Origin of the sequence: Kordiimonas sp. SCSIO 12610 (genome assembly GCF_024398015.1) — a bacterium.
Lineage (GTDB): Bacteria > Pseudomonadota > Alphaproteobacteria > Sphingomonadales > Kordiimonadaceae > CANLMI01.
This window is the reverse complement of record NZ_CP073747.1, coordinates 1,548,568-1,573,192: the sequence shown is the minus strand read 5'-3', so window position 1 is coordinate 1,573,192 and position 24,625 is coordinate 1,548,568. Positions and strand designations below refer to the sequence as shown.

The following is a 24,625-nucleotide window of genomic DNA, read 5'->3' as shown; positions in this document are numbered from 1 at the left end:
AATGCGATAAAGCGATACCCAAGCACGACAGGACGCACAAAAAGGCATTGACTTAGAAGTGTCCTGATTTGAAACTTGTCGTCCAACTTGGGAGGTAAACTGCATTCAGTTTACAAATTGCAAACGCCAATGAGCCAAAAACAAAATGGCCAAAGGAGTGAGTATCGTGACACAAAAAGAGACCAACATGAAAGCAATGTTAGCCGGGGTGGCGGCATGTGCATTGCTGATTACTACACCAAATGCTGCTTTTTATCAGGATAGCGATAACGCTAAACCTGCTGCGGAAAAAGCAGCCTCGAAAGAAGATGCTGCCGATAAGGCATCTGACGATAGTGAGAAAAAAGATAAGAAGAAAAAGACCAAAACCATTGCAGACGTCGTTGAAGACATGGATGCAATTGATGGTTTGTTTAAAATGTATCGCAGCCCCAAAACGGGTGCAGTCAGCATGGAAATCAGTGCTGACCAGTTAGACAAAGATTTCATTTATTTTTCACATATTGCCGATGGTGTTGTTGAAGCGGGCCATTTCCGCGGCCAATACCGCGCAGAAAAAGTTTTCAAAATCAGAAAACATTTCGACAAGATCGAATTTGTAGAACAAAATCCATCTTTCTATTTTGACCCAGAAAGCCCGCTTGCTCGTGCGGCTGATGCGAACACAAGCAACGCAACGATCGCCGTTGCCAAAATTGTCGCAAAATCAGAAGACGGTGATCGTTTTTTGATCAAGGCAGATAATCTCTTTAAAACAGAAGCCTTTGATCAGGTAAAATCTACACCAAACCCACGCAGCAAACCTTGGGAAGGTTTCCGCCTTGGCAAATTGGATAAAGCCAAGACCCGTATTGATACGGTCAAAAGCTACCCTGAAAACACCGCCGTTACCGTTAATTATACTTATAACAACCCATCACCGCTCAACTATGGGCGCGGTGCAGAAATTACAGATGCCCGCAATGTTACGGTTAAGATGCAGCATACGCTGATCGCGATGCCGGAAAATAGCTACAAGCCGCGCTTTGATGATGCGCGTGTTGGTTATTTCCTGACATATGTAACAGATATGACAAGCCATGACGCAACACCGTGGCGTGACTTAATCCACCGCTGGCACCTTGAAAAGAAAGATCCATCCGCTGCCATTTCTGAACCTGTGGAGCCGATTGTTTGGTGGATTGAGAACACAACACCCGAAAATATTCGTCCAACAATCAAAAAGGCGGTAGAGGCGTGGAATATTGCCTTTGAAGAAGCCGGCTTTAAAAATGCTGTTCAGGTTAAAATTCAACCTGATGATGCTGATTGGGATGCTGACGATATTCGCTATAATGTCCTAAGATGGACATCAAGCCCACAACCACCCTTCGGAGGTTATGGCCCAAGCTTTGTGAACCCACGCACGGGGCAAATTCTTGGCGCTGATATTATGCTCGAATATTCATTCCTGACAAACCGGATGAATGCGGGTGAAGTTTTTGAAACTGCGGCCCTTGGAACCGGCCATACGCACGCTGATGACCTGCCTTATATTCAGAACCTGAAAGCACATGAGCATAATTGCGGCCTTGCTAGTCATCTGCAACTCAATAACCTTGTCGGGAAAACACTGAATAAAGTGCTGGCAAACGGCGGCGTGAACGCAGAAGAAATGGTTGAAGAGTCTATCTATTATCTGATGCTACACGAGGTTGGTCATACACTTGGCCTAAACCATAACATGAAAGCGACACAGGCACGTGCCTATGGTGAAGCCCATGATATTTCCAAACAAGATAATGGCCTCGTTGGTTCGGTTATGGACTATCCTTCCATCAACTATTCAGTAAACGGTAAGGACCAAGGTCACTATTATACGATCCGCCCTGGCGACTATGATATTTGGGCGATCGAGTTCGGCTATGATCCAGACCTTGATGATCCAGCAAAACGCGCAGCGCACCTCGCTCGTTCTGCGGAAAAAGGCCTCGCGTTCGGTAATGACGCTGATGATATGCGCGCGCCGGGTCGCGGTATCGACCCACGCATCAATATCTTCGATTTCTCGGATGATGCTGTTCAGTATGCTGAAGACCGCTTCAAGCTGGATACCAAGGCAATGAAGGGCCTCAAGGACAAGTTCACCAAATCAGGTGATAGCTATCAGGAACTTAGAAACGCATACTTTATCCTTACGGGTGATATGGCGTGGCAGGCACGCGTGACATCACGTTATATTGGCGGTGTCTATGTTGACCGTGCGCTTGCAGGACAAAATGGAGCAACTGATCCATACCGCCCAGTGGAAGAAGCGAAACAAAAACAGGCGATGAAAGTTCTGCGTGATTTTGTTTTTGCCCCTGATGCCTTTGCAGCAGACGCGGATTTGCTGCGCCACCTCGCGATCCAGCGCCGCGGCTTCTTCCACGGTGCCGGCACAGAAGACCCGAAGGTGCATTCACGCATTAACGGTATTCAACGCGAAATCCTTGATCATGTCTTGCATCCGAACACACTTCTTCGGATCACCGACAGTAGCCTTTATGGAAACTCATATTCACTTACAGAAATGATGGGTGATCTAACGGATGCGATCTTTGAGGATGATAGCCGCACTGCCGTCAATACGGTTCGTCAGGAACTTCAAATCATGTATGTGAAGCGTCTGATCGGTATGTTGGGTGCTGATCGTTTTGATCATATTGCACAGTCAAATGCGCTTTCAAACCTTCAACAAATCAAGCGGGATATGGCACGCTGGCGCGGTGACGCGGCAACACGCGCACACCGTGAGCATATCACCTTCCTGATTGATAAAGCGCTTGATGTGAACGAAGCGTAAAATCGTAAAATACCAATCACATAAAAGGCAGCCCAAGAGCTGCCTTTTTACTATCCAGAAAATACTTGTGTGGTTTTAGCGAACGTAACTCGCGCCGTTGATATCAAACGTTGCCCCTGTTGAACTATCCGACATCCCCGCGAGTAGAAATGCGATCATATTTGCAATTTCTTCCGGTTCGGCAGCACGCCCCATAGGAACCTCGTCCAGCATCCATTCATTCCCCGGCTCGTATGCAATGGCAGCCATATCGGTTTTCACCCAACCGGGCGCAATGATGAAGGCATAAATCCCTTCACGTGCATAGGCACGGGCAATGGTGCGTGTAAGGCCAACCACCGCCGATTTACTGGCTGCATAATGCATGAAATCAGGCCCGTCACCACGAAACGCTGCGCGGCTTGCCACATTCACAATACGACCTTTGTTTTTTGTTTCCTGAAAATGCAGGATTGCCAAGCGGCTAATGTCAGCAACCGCCTGAACATTCACCTGAAGCACATCGTTCCAATCCTTGTGCCAGGTATCGTCGTCCACACTTATCGGGGTTTCGGGCATAATGCCTGCGTTATTTACAATTCCGGTTATCTGCCCCTTAAAGGCCAGTGCCTCTTCCCACATTTGCTGAACAGCAACCGTTTGCCCCAAATCAGCCTTTACTGCCAAAACACGGTCTGTCCCGTAACGCGTCTGAAGGTCAGAAAGCAAACCCGCGCTTTGATTGAATGTACCGATAACATTCGCACCGTGCGCCAAGAGAACCTCCGCCGCTGAGGCACCGATACCGCGCGAAGCACCTGTTACCAAAATCGTTTCATTACTCAGGTTCATTTTCCAAAATCCATCCTCTATCAAGCCTCGCAGGCGATACCCCATCACGGCCCTTATATACGCATATCAGGGCCAAAGCATCCGAAAATCATAGATTATAAGGATCAGATCATATTGAAATCAGCAACTTCGGTTTCAACCATACGACTGGCAGGGAAAACAACCCGCACCTTTGTGCCAACGCTCAGTTCACTTTCTATTTCCAATGAACCACCGTGCGCTTTTACAAATGCATCCACAAGCGGCAGCCCAAGGCCCGTTCCTTCGTGGTTTCGTGCAAATGTTCCCTCGGCCTGCATGAAGGGTTTACGGATATGATCAATGTCTTCTTTGGCGATACCAATGCCCTGATCAATAACTTCTATGCATAAATCGCCGTTCACACCTAACAATATATGGATACAAACAACGCTCCCTGCATTTGAAAATTTCACCGCATTTGATACCAGGTTTAAAAGGATTTGGCGGTAAACCTGTGCGTCCGCATAGAGCATAATATCATCGATATCATATCGGCATTGAAGGGTAATCCCTTTGGGCTTGGCCTGCCCGTTCACGATATGCACCGCTTGCTCTGTCACTTCCCGAAGATCAAACGTATCTTCCTTTAAGATAAAGGCCCCTGCATCAAGCTTGGACATATCCAGAATGGAATTAATCACGTTCAATAAATGCTTGCCGCTTTGGTTAATATCCTGTGCATATTCCAAATGGGTGTCCGATTGTCCTTCTGCCTTAGGACTGTCATTATCTGATTGAAGCAGGATCAGATCAGAAAATCCAATGATCGCATTCAACGGGGTCCTAAGTTCATGGCTCATGTTTGCGAGGAAGTTGGTTTTGGCGCGGTTTGCGGCCTCTGCTTCCATAAGGGCTTTATCAAGTTCGCTCGCCCTCGCTTCCGCTTTCTGCATGTTCGCGTGCAAAACGGTATAAGCCGTTCCAATACCCATATATTGACCGTTCTGGACAAAGATAAATCCGGTCTGCACCGCTGCTTCGCCGTGCGTTAAAAGGAAACTGTTGATCGTATCAATCGGGCTGCCGTGCTCAACAATAAGCGGGCTATCATCCATCAATTCAGTGACAGGCTTGCGCTCGAAAAGCGCGCGGCCAAAGCGCCCCGCCAAAACGAGCATAAAGCTCATTCGTTTCAAAAGCCCAACAGGTTTGCCGTCTTCTACAACGGGAATTGCAATCAAACTTTCATCTTCTTCAAAACGATCATAAGCAACGGCACAGATATCATCCGGTAGAACCGGTTGCACAAAAAGCGGTGATATATCCATATGCGGCATAGAATCGAATGACTACATGATTACAAACATAGAACATTATGAACGGATTTATTAAGAATAGATGACAAGCCGCATAAGACTGCTTTGAAGGTAATCGAAACTGCCACCTTCCCAAGCAAAATATGTACGCCCCACTCTGTGTGCAAGCGACCGAGATACGCGTAATCATTCCTTACTTTCGCCATCAAAGTGCCTTTTTTCTGTGGGAGTAAAAGAATACGTAAAAAGTATGGGGAATGTTCATCGCTTATTAGTGTGAACAGGCCTGATCATGTGATCGCCAACTGGGTTCAAGCAAACCAATGGCCACAGACAGGTAAAAGACCAATAACGAACTGTATCGAAGGAATGCGCCATGCCGTCTAAAGTTTCAAAATATGCCGCCCTTATCCCCCTTGCGCTTATGGCGACTGCGTGCGCGCAGGATTTATCAACAGGCCGGTATGCACCGCATGCGGTTGGGCATGTACGTCAGGTCGAGTTGGGTGTGATTGATAGCTACCGCTGGGTTGAAATTCGCGGCGACGAAAGCGGAATTGGCACCGTTGCAGGTGCTGGCATCGGCGGAGCCGCAGGATCAACCATCGGTGACGGTGCAACAGGCGTGATCGGTGCCATCGGCGGCGCGCTCGTTGGTGGTTTGATAGGCAACAGCGTCGACAAAAGCGCAAGCCGCCAAAGCGGATTTGAATATATCATCAGAACCCAAAGCGGTTCGTTGGTAACTATCGTACAGGCGGACAAACAACCCCTGCCGGAAGGCGCGCCAGTACAGCTTATTTTCGGGCGTGATAGAACCCGTGTTGTGCTCGACACCCGCGCGATCCAGCGCAGCAATATACGCGGCCAAGGTGTTGCCCCAAGTGTTAATCCGAGTGTTAATCCGGGCGTTACACCACAAGCCCCACAAGGTGGTACCGTTTATCAGCCAAGACAAGGCGGACAGAATTGATGTAGATGGAACTGAAATTTGTGTGTGAAGCTGTGAACCAGTTCACGCCTGACGAGAAACAAATGGCAAATTCATTATCGAGGACCTACCCCAAGCATCCAGCCGGGACGAAAAAAGAGGGTGAACTTAAGCTCTAGTATACCTTACTGGCTAGTATTGCCCTCTCGTTGTAATGCTCTTTCAATTATAATCTGATAATATCCTTGCCAGTCTTCAGGCTCAGGATTGGAATTGATATATATTTCCTGATTTGATTTTGTCAGACTGACGAACCATTCAAAGAAGTCAGATCGATAATCTTCACCAGGCCCCATTCTCCATTTCATGCTAGTCATCCCATAATCAGGAAACTGAACCCAAGGGGGTAGCATGGGGTCTGGATAATTTGGTGTTCCTTTCTCATCTAAAGCTTTTACAGCATCAGCTATCATTGCTTCGATTTCTTCTGGTGTTTCAGCAAATTCACGAAATTTTACTTGCTTATGATTTTTAAGAAATTCTCTTTTAACCATACCCCCGCCTAACAGTTAGCATAAGACAAAATTACAGCGGCACATTTCATTGTCACTACTTAGTTTATCTATCTTATTACAAATAAATACCAAATATCCCAGCTTAGCAGTGCCTATCACTTACCGCCAAACAATTTATAAAGACTCACTGACAAATAAATCCCGACATTAATAAAAACTACGGTTATAAATATCTGCTCTGTGCTATAGTCAATGAAATATAAAAATATTGAAATGATCATTAACCACACCATTATAAGAAAAAAAGGATAATGGTGTAACCCAGTGAATGCATTATCGGACTTATAAAAATTCCAATTATTCTTCATCCGGTTTTCTCATCTAATTCTTTCTTCTTTTATAAACGATAATACATACAAGAGCTTGATTAAGCTACTGTATTTTCCTTTTTAGAAAAGTGATATCTCCTTAATACTCCATTATCATATTTTTCGAGTTAGAATTGAGTTTAAGCCATTTATGTAAGAACCCGAAGTATAATCAAACACTTCGGGTTCTTACATGTTTCATGTTGTTGTAGGAACTACCCTACTCATCGTAGGCGTATTCGAGGGTCCATTTGGTGCATTGATAATCACCGCCACGGTACTGATAGCGAATACATTTTCTGATCTCGCGCGGGGGCTGATAGTCTTCGGTTTCTGCGCGGTAACTTCCATCCGCCTCGAAAGACTGATCGCCTTTATAGCCACCATAATCGCGGCTGGTTACACCCTCGCGTTCGACCACGCGCACTGTGTTTTGACCCCGATAGCTATCATAATAACTATCGTTGTAATAACGGTCCGCAGCGTCCAAATCGCGGCCCACCTCGTTACCGAGGGCTGCACCGATCGCTGAGCCAATTAAAATCCCTGCCGTGCGGTTACGGCCACCATCGATTTCAGAGCCGATAACACCGCCGAGCACACCGCCCAGCACCGTACTCGCAAGCTGATTACCAGAGGTGGCACCACCCGCATAATAGGATGTTGGCGGATAATAATCATAGCGGCGATCAATATGGTAATTCCTTACGCGGTTGTGCCAGATATTATCGAAATGAATGTTCGGATTGCCCCCATAGAAGAAACCGCCATAGTTGCGACCATAAAAGCCACCAAATCCACCGAAATGGCCAAACCCACCATAGTATGGACCAAAGCCGCCAAAACGATTGCCGTAAAAGCCGTTACCAAAGCCGATGAAAACATTGTTCCGGTGATGGCGTCCAAACCGGTTACCGTGGCGGAAGCCACGTTTAAACCCACGCTTGAAGCCCCTATTGTGGAAACCCCGGTTATGGAATCCGCGTTTGAATTTTCGTTTAAAGTGTTTTTTGCCGTAGTAGCGCTTGCCATGCAGTTTATTACGCAAATGGGCCTGCCCGTGATTTTTACCGTACACGAACGGTTCTGCGATTGCGGCATCGCTTATGGTCGGGATAACAACCAAACTACTTAGGCTGGTAACCGTCAAGGCCATCAATGATTGTCTTAACATGGTTTTCTCCTGATTACACTTTACCTAGCCTACTCATCCAATACTACTATGACTAAGCTATTATGAACACGGCATGAACCCACTATTCTTCACAAGTCAGCGAGCGTAAACAAATTTCCCGCTGAGGGCCTTCCTGTTCAAAAACTTCCCATATAAGTATTCGCAGCGAATAATTTGCGGGGAAGACGACGATCAGGCCTCTAATCCCGTATTCCTACTTCTTCTTTTTACGTCTACCCCCAAGATAATGGGCATCGACAGGAATAGGATGCGCTGGATCAAACACCATATCCCGGAAGTTATTCAAAACATCCTCACGCGCCTGAATTTGCTTTTCCCAGCGCTCATATTTCGCGGGCTTATAGTCAGTTGATTGCTTATTGCCCCAGATGGCGCCCGTAATCCCAAAGCCGATTGCACCCGCATCACCAAACGCCTGATTGCCAGCAAGCGCACCCACCGTACCGCCAAGGACGGTATTTAAAATGGTATCATGCTCACGGAACTTATAGGCACCTGATCCGTTTGGTGTCGTAAGCGTGCAACCCTTCCCTTCACACGGTAGGCCAGAGGCGGTTCCTGTTGGTGTTAGGGGGTGATAGAATGTATAGGATTTTGAGGATCCGCGAAAAAGCTTTGCGGCTTCGCTAACGCTGTCATCCTTCGCACGGGCTTTTTCCGTGCAATAGAGGCTATCACAAGCAGTTTCTGATGTTGCGGCTACGCTATCAGCTTTTTCCGACTGCTCTACATTCTCTGTTTTCTCTGGGTTCTCTTGCTGGCTCTCTTGTGGGCTCGCAGTCGCATACACCGACGTGCTCAGGCCCGCAGACAATAGAGTGACGGCTAATATTTTTGATATCATGGGCGTTGACCTCCATACTTCAACTATACCCTATATATGGCTGGTGGCAAAAATGAGGCACTAGGATGAACGTAACCAACCGCATCCTAATTTTTACGGAACCCAGTGCTTTAAGGATCAAATCTAAGTCGCTGCTTTTGTGTGCCTTTTTCATCAAAATTATTCAAATCCAACCACCGTTCAAACCCCGCCTTTATTATTGGCCATTCTCTATCAATGATTGAAAACCATGCCGTATCACGGTTTCGCCCCTTCACGACCAGATCGTTTCTAAATATCCCTTCAAACGTAAAACCGAACCGTTTTGCCGCCCGTTTGGAGGCTTCGTTATCATTGTCGCATTTCCATTCAAACCGCCGGTAGCCCAAATCATCGAAGGCATGTTTGATCATCAGGTAAATTGCCTCGGTTGCCATATGGGTTCGCTGCAAGGCCTTGGAGAACACAATACACCCCACCTCAGCAGAGCCATGCTCTGGCCGGATACGCATATAACTTGCCATACCAAGTGGCTTAGAATTGCCACACGCATAAATACTATGGCTTTGCCAGCCGCGCTCTTTCCCTGCACTCATTAGCGCACCAGAGAGCGTTGAAGCGCTATCCGGCATATGAAACGGAATATATGTCCATAAATCCTGATCATCAGCCCCGCAGATTGCCTCATAAAGGGCATCCGTATCCCGTGCTGCATCATAGGGTCTAAGGGTTACATAGTTCCCGCTAATTTCCGGCAGGTTTGGCGGCGGTGCCCCCACCCAATCATTCAATGACATAATTTTCCCTCAATGTGCTTATGATCATTTTCTCGCAAATTGACGATAAAACATGCATACTTCGAAACCAAGATGCTTTTTATGAAACCAGTATGAATTTGGCCAGATCGACCAGGAATTATATATGGGATTATATATGAGATTATATATTTTGCGGCTATTGATAGTGTGCACACTATTTTTAACGCAGGCCCTAGATGCTGAAGACCATAAAAAGGCAGGGCCAGTTAAAATTGGTGACCGATACAGTTTCACATCAAAAATTCTGAAGGAAAAACAGATTTACAGTGTTGCCCTGCCCCGCAGTTATTTCAAGGCGAAAAATAAAGGCAAACGTTATCCCGTTTTATATATTTTGGATGGTTATAAAAACACGTTTCATATGGTCAGCGGAATAGTTGAAAAACTTAGCCGCGCGAATAACAGCACAAGTGATGTGCCTGAGTTAATCATTGTGGCGCTTCCCAGCAATAATCGTTTCCGCGATTACACCCCAACCAAACTGCTTAAGGAACACTATGGGAAAAATGCGCCTGACTGGTTCGATGATACGGGCGGCGCTGACAAATACCTTAGCATGCTCGAATTTGAGCTTATGCCCGAAATTCAGCAAACGTTTAGAACCAACGGTGATGATAGCCTTGCCGGGCATTCGCTCGGTGGCTTATTGGCCTTGCATGATATGCTTGGTGGTAGGCCGAGGTTTGATCGCTATATCGCGCTTGATGCCTCCTGGTGGTATGATAACCGCCTGATGGAGCGCACAGCATCAAAGCTTACATTCCTTGGGAATAGCCCGATCCGGCTTTATATGGCGCTGGCGGGTAGCCCTGATCAAAACCACACAAGCAGCGCCCTGGATTTTGATCGCGTCCTAAAGACCAAAAAACTATCGAACCTTACGCACACATTACAGAGGTTCCCGAGCGAAAATCATAATTCCATTGACCTGCAAGGTTATTATAATGGCCTGAAATGGGTATTTGAGGGGTATGGAAAAGAGGAACAGGCTACCCGTTAGTTACGCGAGCAGCCTGCTCTTTATTTGCGTTACAGATCAAGCCGAAGCAAAGGTTCGCCGCTTGATAACAACTCGGCCGTTACGCCTGTTTCATCAACACTGCACTGTAGCCGCTTTCTGAATGCAGAAAAGCTATCAAACGTCACGACATCAATTGCCTCATCAAGGTTGATCGTCAGGTGATAACGATCCTTAAAGGCGAATTTCTTGACCGCAATCCGGTGAACCGTGCCAGAAAACCGCTGCCCCTTATAGGTGCCGGATACGGCCTCCCCCTCCGCGACCGGACAACCAACCAAACGCTTCTGCACGGTACCCGAAAGGGTGTTCCAGTCCTTGAAGCCATAATCAAACGCTGTTGCCTCAAGGGATGCACTATGGGTGATATTTGCGCCGCTTAGCCCCATGCGTTTGCGCTTTAGCTTCGCGCGTTTTTTAAGGCCGACGATCGTTGGTATGGAAATTTCAGATCCATTCATCTTATGTCCAATATATTTATATACAGAGTTATGAATGGTGCTCGCGTTGCCATCTTCCTGTATCAAATCAAAGGATAAGATGAAAAACCCGGGCTTCACCAAAGCATATGCTTGCGAGCGGCAGGTGCCCAGAACCTCGGCGCACTATATTGATTTTGCGCGGCCTGTCAAATAGAGCTTTACAGACTATCCACTACCATTGCGCTTCATGACTGCCGAGCGCACATGCTGGCGAGTTCCACCTCATTCTCGTATCACCAATCACTAAAGGCGCTTTTAAACGACGAGTATTTCCCCAACTGTTATGCTCAACCTTATTCGAAAAATCGTCATCACAAGTACCGTCGATATAATTGCAGTCCTCAGCCTGAAGGAACCTTTTCAACAGCTCAGCTGTCCGCGCGAGCGATAGTTTCGCATTCGAAGATGGCTTGCCGCGCATATGGTTATCAAGGGCTTTGATCACCGATGCAGCCATCAGATAGCCTGTTGCGTGATCGAGCGCCTGCACCGGCAGTGGTGTGGGCTTATCAGCCTGTGCCCAAATCATTCCAGAACTCGCAATCCCTGCACTCATTTGCACGAGGCTATCGAACCCACGCCTATTTTTCCATGGACCTTCCCAACCATAGGCGTTCAGCGATACTTCGATGAGGTTGGGTGCTATTTTCAAACGATATTCGCTATCCAGCCCAAGTCCGTCAAGCGCGCCATTCCGGTAGCCATGTACCAGAACATCAGCTTTTGATAACAAACGCTCGAACCTTTCCTTACCTTCATTTGTTTTCAGATCCAAACGAGCACATCGTTTCCCAAGCGTAATATCAGGAACCACATTGTCCTCCTGCCAAGCCGGTGGATCAATCCGCAGGACATCCGCTCCGAAGGCCGCCAGTGTGCGCGTTGCCACTGGCCCCGCAAGCACCCGCGTTAAATCGAGTACTCTTAATCCGTTCAAGGGTCGCGCCAGTTTCGGTTGCCATTCTCGTAGTTTCCGATGTTTTACATCACACCAGTGAACCAAAGGCTCAGAAGCCACAGTTTTCCCATGTGGATGCCCTGCCCACTCGTCTTCTGTGCGCATTACAGCCGCGACACCACCAGCATCCACGATCGCTTGCTCAAGGCCGTCACCATTTCGTTCCCTTACGGCGGCAGCCACTGCTTTCCTGCTGGCCTCGCATCCAAGGACCTTACAAGCCGCTTTCCGGTGATGTGCCAAATTGGTATGCAGTTTTATCCAGCCATCTTTGGTTTCATAGTCACCTGCAATAGCATCCCATATCGGTGGCATTTCCCAATCAATCGGCCGGATAGAAACACCAAACCATAAAGAAGCCAGTCTTTGATCAACAATGGCTCGAGGTGAGTTACCGATTAGCCCCATAGCCTGCATCAATGAAGCGAGTGTGTTGCCAACAGAACCGAAGGAATGAACAGCCAGATTTGTAACCTGATAAAGCGATCGGTAACGCACATTACCAATCGTTTCCAGATGATTAGGTACGTTGAAAGTATCTATAATTTCCTGCATTTAGGTTTAATAGCATAAATACGCCGAGTTCCGCAAATTAGACAACTTAACTGGAATTATTCATTCTATCATTTGCGACCATGAGTAATGCACGTTCATATGCACCACCAAAATCAACACGGTTTATTTCATCCAATGCATATGTCTCAATATCTTCCCACTCGGCATCGGGAGTAACGTACAAAATATCTATATTTGTATCGGTTACGCTTTCGACTTTGCCAATGTAACAAACACTCTCATCTTCATAATCGATATGAATTGTTATAATCGGAAACTGGCAACCAGCCGTTATCAAAAGCGATTTAAGCGATGATAGATCGATAGATGGCAGGACATTTTTCTTTATAGAATTTAGCCGCATAAAGTGCCTATTGAAATCAGCATATGGGGTCAATTTAAATTCAGTTACGTCATCGTACCGTACACATGAAAAGCCGTCTAAACGGCAGGCATCATCAAAAATTTCCAAGGCAAAAAATTCATCACCAATACCGGCGACAAAGCCGTCAAAAAAGCCATCTTCAATATTTGATCGATATATGCGAACAATATCGCCAGCCTTGAACGACTGTTCTAAAAATGCTTTTACATCTTCCATGAAATCCCCCCTTTTCTTCAATGGATCCCGGGATCAAGTCCCGGAATGACAATGCTTTGTTTTTTATCACCCAAGCCTAGAAAGGGCTGCTTTCATCTTCTCGATCTGGCTTTCAAGGTCAATGAGCTGCTCTTTGGCTTCCGCGACCACATGCTCAGGGGCTTTTTCAAGGAAACGTTCGTTACCTAGGCGCCCTTTGATGCCACCCGCTTCTTTTTCCAATTTGCCAAGGTTTTTCTCAAGTCGTGCTTTCTCTGCCTCGACATCCAATAGGTCTGCGAGCGGTAGGTAAACCGTTGCCTCATCCACAACAAGCTGCGCAGAGCCTTTGCTTTCTGCCACGTCAACAACCTGTGCCTTTTCAAGGCGTGCCATACGCGCAAGCATATCCTGCCAGTCAGTAATGCGTTTTGCCGTAACCTCATTAGCACCAACAACGAGCGCCGTTGCCTTGGCGCCCGCAGGAATATTCATTTCAGCGCGCGTTGAGCGAATTTCAGTAATGAAACGGATCGCCCAGTTTACTTCATCTACTGCCGCTTCGTCTGCGTCGATCACCTCGGGCCAGCTCGCGTCGATCAGGTCATATGCACGATCTTCCTTAATGCCATGCCATAGTTCTTCCGTGATAAACGGCATGAAAGGATGAAGTGTCACGAGAATTTGGTCGAGCACCCAGCCAGCAACCTTGCGTGTTTCTTCCTTCTGCGCCTCGTCATCGCCCCAGAACACGGGTTTAATCAATTCGATATACCAATCGCAGAAGGTACCCCATGTGAAATGATAGATCGCGTCTGCGGCTTCGTTAAAGCGGAAGGCGTCTAACGCCTTTGTCACGTTTGCTGCTGTTTTACTCGCTTCACCAATGATCCATTTATTGATAGTAAGCGCGGCCTCCGGTGCAGCTTTACTATCAGAACCACCGATACCATTCATTTCGCAGAAACGTGTCGCGTTCCAAAGCTTGGTTCCAAAGTTCCGGTACCCTTCAACCCGCTTTTCAGCAAGCTTGATATCGCGGCCCTGCGCTTCCATCGCAGCGAGCGTGAAACGAAGCGCATCAGCGCCGTATTTCTCGATAAACTCAAGGGGGTCAATCACATTCCCCTTGGATTTGGACATTTTTGCGCCCTTTTCATCGCGGACAAGCGCATGAATATAAACATTCTTGAACGGCACTTCGCCCATGAAGTGAATGCCCGACATCATCATGCGTGCAACCCAGAAGAAAATAATATCAAAGCCGGTTACAAGCGTGGAGTTTGGATAATATTTCGCGAGCTCTGGTGTTTTTTCTTCACCGTCGCCTTTCCAACCAAGAGTGCTGTAGGGCCACATCGCGCTTGAAAACCATGTGTCCAAAACATCGCTGTCGCGGGTAAGTGTTACGTCGTCACCGAACTGTACTTTCGCGGCCGTATATGCTGCCTCTTCTGTCTCTTCAACAAACACGGTTCCATCCGGCGCGTACCACGCAGGGATCTGGTGGCCCCACCACAGCTGGCGTGAAACACACCATGGCTGGATATTCCGCATCCATTCATAATATGTTTTTTCCCAATTTTTCGGAATGAAATTGGTTTTGCCTGTTTCTACCGCTTCGATCGCAGGCTTTGCGAGCGTTGCCGCATCCACATACCACTGGTCCGTAAGCCATGGCTCAATAACAACGCCGCCCCTGTCGCCGAACGGAACCATATGGCGATGCGGTTCGATTTTGACAACCAAGCCAAGTTCCTCAAGGTCAGCAACGATTTGCTTACGCGCTTCATAACGATCAAGGCCGCGGTATTTTTCCGGTGCGTTATCATTGATGCACGCGTTTTCATCGAGAATATTGATCATCTCAAGGTCGTTGCGCTTGCCAACTTCAAAGTCATTGAAATCATGTGCTGGCGTGATTTTAACGGCACCGCTTCCCTGCTCCGGGTCGGCATATTCGTCCGCAACAATCGGGATCAAACGTCCAACGAGCGGTAATTCCACATTCTTGCCGATCAGGTCTTTATAACGCTCGTCACTTGGGTGAACCGCAATCGCCGTATCGCCGAGCATGGTTTCAGGGCGCGTGGTCGCAATCTCGATGAATTTGCCGTTTTCGCCCACAATCGGATAACGGAAGTGCCAGAAATGGCCGTCAACCTCGCTCTGTTCTACCTCGAGGTCAGAAATCGCAGTCTTGAGCTTAGGGTCCCAGTTCACAAGGCGCTGGTCTTTGTAGAGAAGGCCATCTTTATAAAGCTTCACGAATTTCTTTAGAACGGCTGCGGAGCGCTCTTCATCCATGGTGAAGGCCTCGCGTGACCAATCACAGCTTGCACCAATACGGCGAAGCTGACGGGTGATTGTACCGCCGGATTCTTCCTTCCATTCCCACACGCGCTCAATAAAGGCATCACGACCCATATCACGTCGGTCGATCTGACGTTCCGCAAGCTGGCGCTCGACCACCATCTGGGTCGCGATACCCGCATGGTCAGTACCCGGCTGCCAAAGCACATCCTTACCGCGTAGGCGCTCAAAGCGAACGAGAACATCCTGAAGGGTGTTATCCAGCGCGTGCCCCATATGAAGGCTACCGGTTACGTTTGGTGGCGGCATGACAATGACATATGGCTCCGCATCGGCGCGTTTGCCGCATTTGAATGCGCCAGACGTTTCCCAATGCTCGTACCATTTTGTTTCAATATCCGTCGGAGAATATGTTTTATCCATTGCCATGGTTTTTGCCTTCAAAAGCTTAAATTCTAATCACTAAAGCGGCAGAAATGCCACTAGAACAGCACCTTTTATGCGTTCCCATAGGGCGCGTCAACTCTATGTGATATTTATCAGGGGCCCTGTAGTAAATCGAAGAAGAAACGGTTTTGCACAGGTGTGCAATTGAGGCACTATAGTGCATATATGCATCACAAGTGAATTTTAGTTTATTGACGTTTACTTACGGCGGGAAATCCGCGCGACCTCGCGCTCAACCGCATCCTGCACGATCGATGGCAGGTTTTCATCCAACCAGCCCTGCAACATCGGGCGTAGCATTTCACGCACTAGCGATTCGAGGGTATTTTCGTCACCAGTATAGCCAGACACCATCAAGTTCGTCAGATGAGAGAAGCTTTGGGCCGTACGCTCCTCAACCGTTTCAGAAACAATTGGGTCAATACCGTTTAAATCCGCCTCAGAGGCAAATTCCGTCAGGTCGAAAATTTCTTCTTCAATGTCTGGCTCTGGTGTTGGCTCAGGCTCGGGTTCTGGCTCAACTTCCTCAACAAGCTCAACAATCGGCTCAGGTTCTGGTTCCGGCTCAGGCTCGGGTTCTTCAAGAACGATTTCCGGTTCGGGCTCAGCTTCGGGTGTGGGCTCAGGCTCTGGTTCCGGCTCTGGATCAGGTACAACCTCTTGTGCGGCGCCTTCTTCGGCGTCGTCATCAGAAATAATCCGGCGAATGGACGCCAGTATTTCTTCCATGGTTGGTTCGTCTTCAGTAGCGGTATCGCTCATATTTGCCCAAAGTTTTCTTCTGAGTGTTATATTGAATATCGTATCTGATATTTCTCAGTGTTACTCTCCCGATATAAAACTCGTACCGTCTCCACTCCGGCCTGTCAATAATTCTTCATAGCTTAAAGGAAGTTAAGTCGCTTTTATCGATCAGAAGATACAAAAAAGGCACCCGAAGGTGCCTTTAATTTAACATCGCAATACAAACATATACTGATTACATGAAATCAATGTTTATGATGTCAAGTGCTTGAAAAACCAAATCCGCGGTTGTGTTCCCATTAAAATCAATGCTTCCTTGACCTGTATTTATTGTGAAACCAATGAAAAAGTCATCGGATGTATTCAAAATACCATCTAATCCAGGAAATCTTGGCCCAATAGGCGTTACAGATAAATCATCTAGGGTAATCCCACCTTCAAACAATAATCTATCATCGAGGAAATTAAAATTTACATCATCGTTTCCATGATTTGTGCCAAATACGAAAGTATCGGCACCAGATCCGCCGTCAAGTTGGTCATTCCCCGTACCCCCACGCAAAGTATCGTTACCACTACCACCATTTAAATCATCATTATTATTCCCGCCGAACAGATCGTCATTGCCAGAACCACCATTTAACTGATCATCACCATTTGCACCAAAAATAACATCATTACCACCATCGCCGTTTAGCGTGTCATTGCCAGCGGCACCACCGACTGTATCATTACCCAAACCTGCATTAACCAGATCATTGCCACCGCGAGCAAAAATTTCATCGTTACCGGATGTTCCTGTGAGAACATCGTTACCATTGGTACCTGGAAAAAAAGCCATATAAAATCCCTATTGAGCAAGAGTTGAAACTGCGAAGCCCGACGCTACGCATAACAATCATTAATACAACTTATTATGGCATTTTTATGAATTTTCATTTATATAACAACTATTTGATTAATTAAACCATATCTATACAATCATTTAGTTATTACAATCTCCCTTATGTCCACAAAAAAGGCACCCGAAGGTGCCTGATTTAAATATATCGAAATTCAAAAGATCAACTTACCAACCAATGAATTGGTTCTTCACATCTTTATAGTGCTCTTCTGGATCATAAAGCGGAGCATCCAGATTTAGTCGTGCGGCGGTCAGAGCACCTGTCGCTGAAACAAGCGTATAGGCCGCGACAAATTCATCCCGCTGTGCCCGCACAAGGTTGACCTGAGAGTTCAACAGTTCCTGCTGCGCATCGAGCACATCAAGCGTAGTACGTGAACCAACGGCTGCTTCCTGCTCCACGCCCTCAAGCGCGATTTCATTCGCCTTCACCTGCGCCTCGTTGGCTGTAATCTGCCCCTTGGTCGCACGGTAGTTATCCCACGCGGCAAACACTCCTTCTTGAGCGACACGCTCAGCCTGAAGTATTTCAATCCTGCGCTGACTTTGCTCTTGTTTAGCGCGGCGGATATCAGAATGCCTAGCACCACCAGCATATAACGGAACGTTAATATTCAATGTAGCTTGTGTAGTATTAGCAGTAGTTGAACTGATTAAGTTTCCGAGGAAGAATGTACCAGTATTACGTGACACATTACCCCTCAATGAAACTTGAGGTAACAAAGCGCCTTTAGCCTGTTTGACAGCATATTTCGCCGCTTCTTCCGTATAACGTGCAGCTTTTACACCCGGACTATCAGTCATTGCTTGCTCGATAGCCGCATCAAGCGAGATAGGTAATTCAGGTTTGCCATTTGGATTTTCTAAAGTGGCTGGCGCACGACCGATAACACGCCGATAACGAGCCCTGCTCGCAGCCAACGTTGCGTCAGCAGCAAGTTTGTTGGATTTAGCGCCTTCTAGACGCGCTTCAGACTGCGCAACATCAGTGCGCGTAATTTCACCAACGCGAAAGCGATCACGGCTTGCCTGCAACTGGCGCTCAAGTACCTGCACCTGATTCTCGTTCAAACGAACCACGGCTTCGTCGCGGAAAACGTCCATATAGGCAGTAACAGCATCCAGAAGAACTTGCTGCTCAACAGATTGCAATTGCGCTCGGCCCGCTAAAACTTGACGTTTTGTTTGCTTCAAAAGATTTCTATCCCGAAACCCATTAAATAAATTCTGTGTGGCTTGAAGCTGATAAAAATCATTATCTGTAGGAGCACGTGTAGATGGAGGGGGGTCACCTATAAGTGTTCCTTCAGGGAACGGCGGCTGTTGACCATTAGCAATTGCAGTCGCAATAGCAGCATCTAATTCTGCTTGACTTGTGATGCCTTGTGAAGCAACCAAATCCCCAACAGTTCCGGCTTGTTGGTTCGTTCTGTTACCGCGCGTAAAACTTGCTTGCGCATCAACGGTTGGTAAAAAGCCAGACTTTGCACGTGAAACGCTCTCATCTGCGCCTCTTAATATTGCACGCTGTGCCAACAGCTGCGGATTTGATGAATAGGCGGCGGCGAGCGCTTCCTTTAATGTTTCAGCAGAAACGCTGTAGGACCCGCCAACAATCGCAGCGACCGCACAAAGCGATACCAGCCCCTTTTGAACCGTAGATTTATAGACAGATTTTTTACCAGCAGATGCCTTGTGACCCATTGGGACTATTCCCTTTTTCATTATGGTCTCCTTATTTCCTCGCATATATCGTTATTATATCTTTGTTACTGTTTACCTAATGGTTTCATTTTTTAAAGCCATTCGCGGTATAATTTAGTGCGTATTTCGAATTTTACCACCAAAAATCAATATTTTATGCCAAATAGTAGGATGTTTTAAGTTCCCCGTAATTCACCCTGTGGTGCTAATTGGTGCCACCAAACTATTAATCGTTTATATGGCCAACCAGCAGATTCGGATTTATCCGCGAACGATTACACATACATTCTATTCAATTATGGGATGCAAACCCCTTAAAATTCAAAACCCTTTGGCTGTTCAAAACCCGGGATTTTCGCGACGTTGGCATTAAACAGGTCACGGCCCGCCGGGATACCATCACGCATTGTAATCATATGGCCGCGGCCAACACCGTTAACCGTTTTCACACAGATTAACCGACCACCTTCCTTCAATTGTCGAACAACAGTCATGGGAACATCCTCGACCGCACCGCCCATAAAGATCACATCATATGGCCCCTGCCTTGAAACACCACTACCGAGCGCGCCCTTAACGACGGCTGCATTCATGATTTCAAGATCAGTCAGTTTCTTTTCAGCGGCATCCGCCAAGGTTTCATTTTCTTCTAACGCCACAACTGCATCCGCGAGGTGCGCCAGCACCGCCGAAGAATAGCCCGTTGCACAACCGATATCGAGCACAAGGTCGCTTGGTTGAATATTGGCAGCCACAAGCATACGGCCGAAAATCATGGGCTCGATCAGGTAACGGCCTTCACCAACCGCGATATCCTCATCCACATAGGCAACATCGCGCTTTGTTTTCGGGACAAAAGCTTCGCGGGGAACAGCGCCGATCGCATCGATAACGCGTTCATCATTCACTTCATTGGGGCGAAGCTGACCATCAATCATGTGAGTACGTGCAACAGAATATTCGCTCACGGAGGATACCCTTTATGTAATTAATTGGTTTGTGTTAGTTGCTTTATAATTTGCGAAGTCACAAGACACAACGCGTTTTCTTTAAAATGTGCCAGAAAAATGTACCAGAAAATAAAGTGATTTCTCTTTCTCTATCAAAAACCATCAGAAAGAGACTTTACGAGAGAGAAAAAGCTGCTTATAAGCACCGTCAGTCAGCAAATGACGATTGCCACAATGAGGCGCGATGGCGGAGTGGCGACGCAGCGGATTGCAAATCCGTGTACACGAGTTCGATTCTCGTTCGCGCCTCCATTATTTCTCCTACTATCTATCTGATTTTGAATATTTTCAGCAGAAAAACAGTTTATCCGCTATAACTAGCATGCAGCCCTCAACGGCGTAGCATTTCCCGCACCTCCATTAAGGCGAACCCTAATAAATTTTGTCCTTTCCATTTTTCCGGATTTTCGACTTCAGGATCATCAACCGACATCCCAATCCCCCATATCGGGTCTACAGGACTTGCCTCTACCAATACACGTTTTCCAGTATTTAATAAGAATTCTTTGAGGTCACTATTTTGGGAGAATTTTATATAATTACCCCGAACGGCCACATCAAATTTGTGCTTATTCCAGATTGCCTGATCAAAACTCAAGACTTCGCGCCCCAGTGCCTTGGCTTTCCCGGGGTTTTCGGCATCTATGATTTCATCAAACTTTCTTTGATCGCCAAATAGTCTTGCCTTCTCAGCCATCATATAATGCTCGGCCGTCAAATAGCTATAATCACCCTCAACTCCACCCCTCGGATACCATTGGCTAAAACATGCCTTCGATACTGTGCCCGAGGGATCTTTGTGCGACCAAAAGAAAACATACTTTAATCTCTCGCCTGTTTTTGCCGCAGCAATCAAGTTATCAATTGTATTCATAAGCCCCAATCCGTTTTTTTTCATATGAACAACACTTTATAGCCTGACCGCTCCATTTCGCCAATCAGCATTTACCAAACATCACCATTTCTGCGGTTTTTCAAAAAAACGTCACAAAAAATAAAAATAGGGCTTGGCAGAGAATTTTTTTTGAGTATAAAGAGCCCACCCAAGCGCAGACGGGGTCACCCGAAAGCGTGTCATACTGATCCCCAGTAGCTCAGTTGGTAGAGCAAATGACTGTTAATCATTGGGTCGCTGGTTCGAGTCCGGCCTGGGGAGCCAATTCATAAAGGGTTAGCTTTTTAAGCTAGCCCTTTTTTATTTCTCAATCAAATATCCCTACCATCGAGCATTCCCTTTCAAACTCTTGGCTGTTCGCATGCCCCGTACGCAAACCTGATTATGAACAGAATTTTGTGTCATTGTGTGATTTGATTAGTCTCTAACTTCAGCTAGTCTCTTCTCAAGTATCTCGTCTTTCCTTGTTTTTAGTTCTTATTTGGCGAGTGATGCCCAGCATCATCAATATTCACACGAACACAAATATATCGGGAGCCAACAATGTTTGAACAAATGGGAATACCGACCTTCGTCATCGAAGCCTTAACCTTTTTTGTACTCTTGTTTGTTTTTGCAATCGGGCTTGTCGTGCTGGGCACAATCATTCTTTATGTGATCGACAGGACACAAACCAAGCATGCAGTGCGCCGCAATTTCCCCGTTATCGGACGCGGACGCTATTGGATGGAACATATTGGTGTCTTTTTCCGTCAATATTTCTTTGCCATGGACCGGGAAGAAATGCCCTTTAACCGTGAACAACGCTCTTATGTATACAGGGCTGCCAAACGGGATGATACCACCCTCGCCTTCGGGTCCACCCGAAATCTGCACACCACAGGCACCATCATGTTTGCGAACTGCGCCTTCCCAACCATGCGAAAGGATGCTGTTAAAACCCGTGAAGTGGAAGTTGGCCCCTATTGCACAACGCCTTATAAAACCGCATCCCTGTTTAATGTTTCAGGCATGTCATATGGCGCCCTCTCAAAAGTAGCGGTAGAGGCCCTTTCCAAGGGGTCAGCAAAGGCGGGGGCATGGATGAATACCGGCGAAGGTGGCTTGTCTTCCTATCACCTATCAGGGGGCGGTGACATCGTATTTCAAATTGGAACTGCTAAATACGGTGTCCGCGACGAGAACGGCAACCTCTCGGACGATAAGCTTGAGGCGCTTGCAGCCAAAGAAAATATCCGCATGTTCGAACTCAAACTCGCACAAGGGGCAAAACCCGGCAAAGGCGGGATCTTGCCTGGCGAGAAAGTCAGCGAAGAAATCGCGGAAATTCGGGGCATTAAGGTTGGCGAAGATTCGATCAGTCCAAACCGACACCCCGAAATAAATGATATCGAAAGCCTACTTGATTCGATTAATCATATTCGCGACGTCACAGGCAAGCCGGTAGGCATAAAAACTGTCATGGGTAGCTTTGATTGGCTGGACGAAATGCTTCAGCTTATTCACAAGCGCGGCGTTGAGAGCGCGCCTGACTTTATCACAATCGACTCTGGTGATGGCGGCACGGGTGCAGCTCCCATGAGCCTCATGGATTATATGGGGCTTCCTATTTGGGAAAGCCTGCCAATGGTTGCGGATCGACTTAACGGATTTAACCTCAAGGATCGAATCAAAATCATCGCTTCCGGCAAGCTTATCACCCCCGCTGATGTGGCATGGGCGCTTTGCATGGGGGCTGATTTCGTAGTATCCGCCCGCGGCTTTATGTTCTCACTCGGGTGTATTCAGGCACTTCAGTGCAATAAAAACACCTGCCCAACAGGCATTACAACACATGACCCGAAACTTCAGCGTGGCTTAGTGGCAGCAGATAAGGCAGAACGCGTTGCAAATTATATCGAACATGTCATGTATGAAGTTGGTGTAATTGCCCATTCCTGCGGCGTGAAAGAACCAAGAGAGTTAAATCGCTCGCACGCCATTATGGTTCAGGACAACGGAAGGCCACTTCCTATGTCTAATATATTCCCAAACCAAAAAGAAGGTAGCCTGATGTAAGTTAAGGGCCTTCAAACATTTCTTCGGTTGCGGGGTACGGTAAAATTATTGTCGTACCCTTTAAATATGAAAGTGTGCTTTTTATGTGCCATTTTTCTTTTCATGATAGAAAAAGCCCACAAATACGCTTGTTTTAGACACATTTCGCTAGTATCCATTCAGTTAATAAGTTCTTAATAAAGATGAACAAGATAAAAAATACTGGAGGAAACCATGCGCAAAGCATTGCTATCCGCACTTCTCTTAACAACTGCCAACATAACCGTTGTCGCTGACGACCATGATGATGATGGCTTCTACGCTGGCCTGCAACTTGGGGTCACACTAGCAGATGATGCCCGCGTCAATGCAACGGGCGACTTATTTGCCAATGCTGATGCTGATCCAGGCCTTTTGTCTGGCCTGTTTCTCGGCAGAAAAGTTGGAAAATGGCGCTATGAGTTCGAATATGCTGCACGCCGAAACAGCTACGACCAGGTTAACTTTGTTGACGGCGGCCCGTTTAATATAGTTGGGCTTCGCGATTCTGGTGGTCACCAGGAATCTGACGCATTTATGGCAAATGTTCATTACCAGTTCGGAGAAATCGCAGACTGGAAAGCCTTCATTGGCGCAGGTATTGGTTTCGCCCGCATGGATGTATCAAACCTGAATACAACACTCGGAACGATTGTTAATGACAGTGATACACAGTTTGCAGGCCAAGGCATGGTTCACGCAGCGCGTAAACTTACTGACAATGTAGAACTTGGTCTTGGGTATCGCTACTTCCGAACAGCCCTTGGTGATTTCCAAACACCAGACGGCATTGCAGATTTCCGTTTTCAAAACCATGAACTTTTTGCCCGTGTAACATGGTTATTTGGTGGTGGTTCCAATGGTATTGAACCCGCAACTGTGCCTGAGCCTGTTCCAGAACCAGCTCCAAAACCAGCACCAGCTGCCGCGCCGGAACCAAAACCTGAACCAAAACCAGCACCGAAGCCAGAGCCGAAACCTGCTCCGCTTCCGGGGCCGTTTATCGTGTTCTTTGACTTTGACAGCTCTTCTATTACTGACAGCGCGCAATCAATTATCGATGCTGCTGCCGATGCGTTTGAAAAGTTCAAAGTTGTTCGCATTAGAGCCACAGGACACACGGACCGTGCTGGCAGTGACAATTATAACTCCCGCCTATCGCGGAAGCGGGCTGAAAATGTACGAAGTGCCCTGATTGCGAAGGGTGTTCCTGCACAAGCTATCCTGGTTTCAAGCAAAGGTGAAACATCACCGCTTGTATCCACCGCTGATAATGTTCGGGAAGCACAAAACCGCCGCGTGGAGATCGTTCTTTCACGCTAAGGAAAACCGTCCATAGCTAACCAAATAAAAAAGG

Annotated in this window: 20 protein-coding genes and 2 tRNA genes; 7 read left to right on the top strand and 15 right to left on the bottom strand. The window is 47.1% G+C overall.

The window, feature by feature from the left end; translation table 11 throughout:
- Positions 1-166 precede the first annotated feature (166 nt).
- Complete coding sequence (locus tag KFF44_RS07165) at positions 167-2,824, top strand: zinc-dependent metalloprotease (protein ID WP_255938507.1); 2,658 nt, start codon at positions 167-169, stop codon at positions 2,822-2,824.
- A gap of 75 nt (positions 2,825-2,899) precedes the next feature.
- On the opposite strand, the gene KFF44_RS07160 is transcribed toward KFF44_RS07165, so the two are convergent.
- Positions 2,900-3,700 carry an SDR family NAD(P)-dependent oxidoreductase gene (locus KFF44_RS07160; RefSeq protein WP_255938505.1) on the bottom strand — a complete coding sequence of 267 codons (801 nt, stop codon included), beginning with the start codon at positions 3,698-3,700 and terminating at the stop codon, positions 2,900-2,902.
- Between the two features lie 59 nt (positions 3,701-3,759).
- Entirely contained in the window at positions 3,760-4,953 is a 1,194-nt protein-coding gene (locus tag KFF44_RS07155) for an ATP-binding protein (RefSeq protein WP_255938503.1), read from the bottom strand.
- Between the two features lie 355 nt (positions 4,954-5,308).
- On the opposite strand from KFF44_RS07155, the gene KFF44_RS07150 reads away from it, so the two are divergent.
- On the top strand, positions 5,309-5,905 hold the full coding sequence (locus tag KFF44_RS07150) for a glycine zipper 2TM domain-containing protein (protein ID WP_255938501.1): 597 nt from the start codon (positions 5,309-5,311) through the stop codon (positions 5,903-5,905).
- Positions 5,906-6,048: 143 nt separating this feature from the next.
- Here the strand turns inward: KFF44_RS07150 and KFF44_RS07145 are convergent, their stop codons facing one another.
- The 4 genes from KFF44_RS07145 to KFF44_RS07130 all read right to left on the bottom strand — a co-directional run bounded on the left by KFF44_RS07145 (position 6,049) and on the right by KFF44_RS07130 (position 9,561).
- Positions 6,049-6,417 (bottom strand): hypothetical protein, encoded by a 369-nt coding sequence (locus tag KFF44_RS07145; RefSeq protein WP_255938499.1) that lies wholly within the window; start codon positions 6,415-6,417, stop codon positions 6,049-6,051.
- A gap of 549 nt (positions 6,418-6,966) precedes the next feature.
- Positions 6,967-7,920 (bottom strand): glycine zipper 2TM domain-containing protein, encoded by a 954-nt coding sequence (locus KFF44_RS07140; protein WP_255938497.1) that lies wholly within the window; start codon positions 7,918-7,920, stop codon positions 6,967-6,969.
- Positions 7,921-8,134: 214 nt separating this feature from the next.
- Positions 8,135-8,785, bottom strand: coding sequence for a hypothetical protein (locus tag KFF44_RS07135; RefSeq protein WP_255938495.1), 651 nt, complete (start codon positions 8,783-8,785; stop codon positions 8,135-8,137).
- Positions 8,786-8,895: 110 nt separating this feature from the next.
- Entirely contained in the window at positions 8,896-9,561 is a 666-nt protein-coding gene (locus KFF44_RS07130) for a GNAT family N-acetyltransferase (RefSeq protein ID WP_255938494.1), read from the bottom strand.
- Between the two features lie 136 nt (positions 9,562-9,697).
- On the opposite strand from KFF44_RS07130, the gene KFF44_RS07125 reads away from it, so the two are divergent.
- Entirely contained in the window at positions 9,698-10,582 is an 885-nt protein-coding gene (locus tag KFF44_RS07125) for an alpha/beta hydrolase (protein ID WP_255938492.1), read from the top strand.
- Positions 10,583-10,611: 29 nt separating this feature from the next.
- Here KFF44_RS07125 and KFF44_RS07120 read toward each other — a convergent pair whose 3' ends face one another.
- The 8 genes from KFF44_RS07120 to KFF44_RS07085 all read right to left on the bottom strand — a co-directional run bounded on the left by KFF44_RS07120 (position 10,612) and on the right by KFF44_RS07085 (position 20,255).
- Positions 10,612-11,061, bottom strand: a complete 450-nt coding sequence (locus KFF44_RS07120) for a glyoxalase superfamily protein (protein ID WP_255938490.1) — start codon at positions 11,059-11,061, stop codon at positions 10,612-10,614.
- Positions 11,062-11,254: 193 nt separating this feature from the next.
- Positions 11,255-12,595, bottom strand: coding sequence for a CoA transferase (locus KFF44_RS07115; RefSeq protein WP_255938488.1), 1,341 nt, complete (start codon positions 12,593-12,595; stop codon positions 11,255-11,257).
- A gap of 46 nt (positions 12,596-12,641) precedes the next feature.
- A complete protein-coding gene (locus KFF44_RS07110) occupies positions 12,642-13,196 on the bottom strand; it encodes a hypothetical protein (RefSeq protein ID WP_255938487.1) in 555 nt (184 codons plus the stop codon).
- Between the two features lie 66 nt (positions 13,197-13,262).
- Positions 13,263-15,917 (bottom strand): valine--tRNA ligase, encoded by a 2,655-nt coding sequence (locus KFF44_RS07105; protein WP_255938485.1) that lies wholly within the window; start codon positions 15,915-15,917, stop codon positions 13,263-13,265.
- A gap of 216 nt (positions 15,918-16,133) precedes the next feature.
- Entirely contained in the window at positions 16,134-16,697 is a 564-nt protein-coding gene (locus KFF44_RS07100) for a DUF2497 domain-containing protein (protein ID WP_255938480.1), read from the bottom strand.
- Between the two features lie 217 nt (positions 16,698-16,914).
- Positions 16,915-17,520: a calcium-binding protein gene (locus KFF44_RS07095; protein ID WP_255938479.1), complete on the bottom strand. Its 606-nt coding sequence runs from the start codon at positions 17,518-17,520 to the stop codon at positions 16,915-16,917.
- Between the two features lie 228 nt (positions 17,521-17,748).
- Complete coding sequence (locus KFF44_RS07090) at positions 17,749-19,308, bottom strand: TolC family outer membrane protein (RefSeq protein WP_255938477.1); 1,560 nt, start codon at positions 19,306-19,308, stop codon at positions 17,749-17,751.
- 293 nt (positions 19,309-19,601) lie between these two features.
- Entirely contained in the window at positions 19,602-20,255 is a 654-nt protein-coding gene (locus KFF44_RS07085) for a protein-L-isoaspartate O-methyltransferase (protein ID WP_255938475.1), read from the bottom strand.
- A gap of 220 nt (positions 20,256-20,475) precedes the next feature.
- Between KFF44_RS07085 and KFF44_RS07080 the strand changes: the two genes are divergently transcribed.
- Positions 20,476-20,549: transfer RNA gene (locus KFF44_RS07080), tRNA-Cys, on the top strand.
- A 79-nt stretch (positions 20,550-20,628) separates the two neighbouring features.
- On the opposite strand, the gene KFF44_RS07075 is transcribed toward KFF44_RS07080, so the two are convergent.
- Complete coding sequence (locus KFF44_RS07075) at positions 20,629-21,171, bottom strand: NADAR family protein (RefSeq protein WP_255938474.1); 543 nt, start codon at positions 21,169-21,171, stop codon at positions 20,629-20,631.
- Between the two features lie 209 nt (positions 21,172-21,380).
- On the opposite strand from KFF44_RS07075, the gene KFF44_RS07070 reads away from it, so the two are divergent.
- From KFF44_RS07070 to KFF44_RS07060, 3 genes are all read left to right on the top strand, one after another.
- Positions 21,381-21,456: transfer RNA gene (locus tag KFF44_RS07070), tRNA-Asn, on the top strand.
- A 279-nt stretch (positions 21,457-21,735) separates the two neighbouring features.
- The gene (locus KFF44_RS07065) at positions 21,736-23,250 is read left to right on the top strand and encodes an FMN-binding glutamate synthase family protein (protein ID WP_255938473.1); all 1,515 of its coding nucleotides are present in this window, start codon (positions 21,736-21,738) and stop codon (positions 23,248-23,250) included.
- 213 nt (positions 23,251-23,463) lie between these two features.
- Positions 23,464-24,591: an OmpA family protein gene (locus KFF44_RS07060; RefSeq protein WP_255938471.1), complete on the top strand. Its 1,128-nt coding sequence runs from the start codon at positions 23,464-23,466 to the stop codon at positions 24,589-24,591.
- The last annotated feature ends 34 nt before the right edge of the window (positions 24,592-24,625 follow it).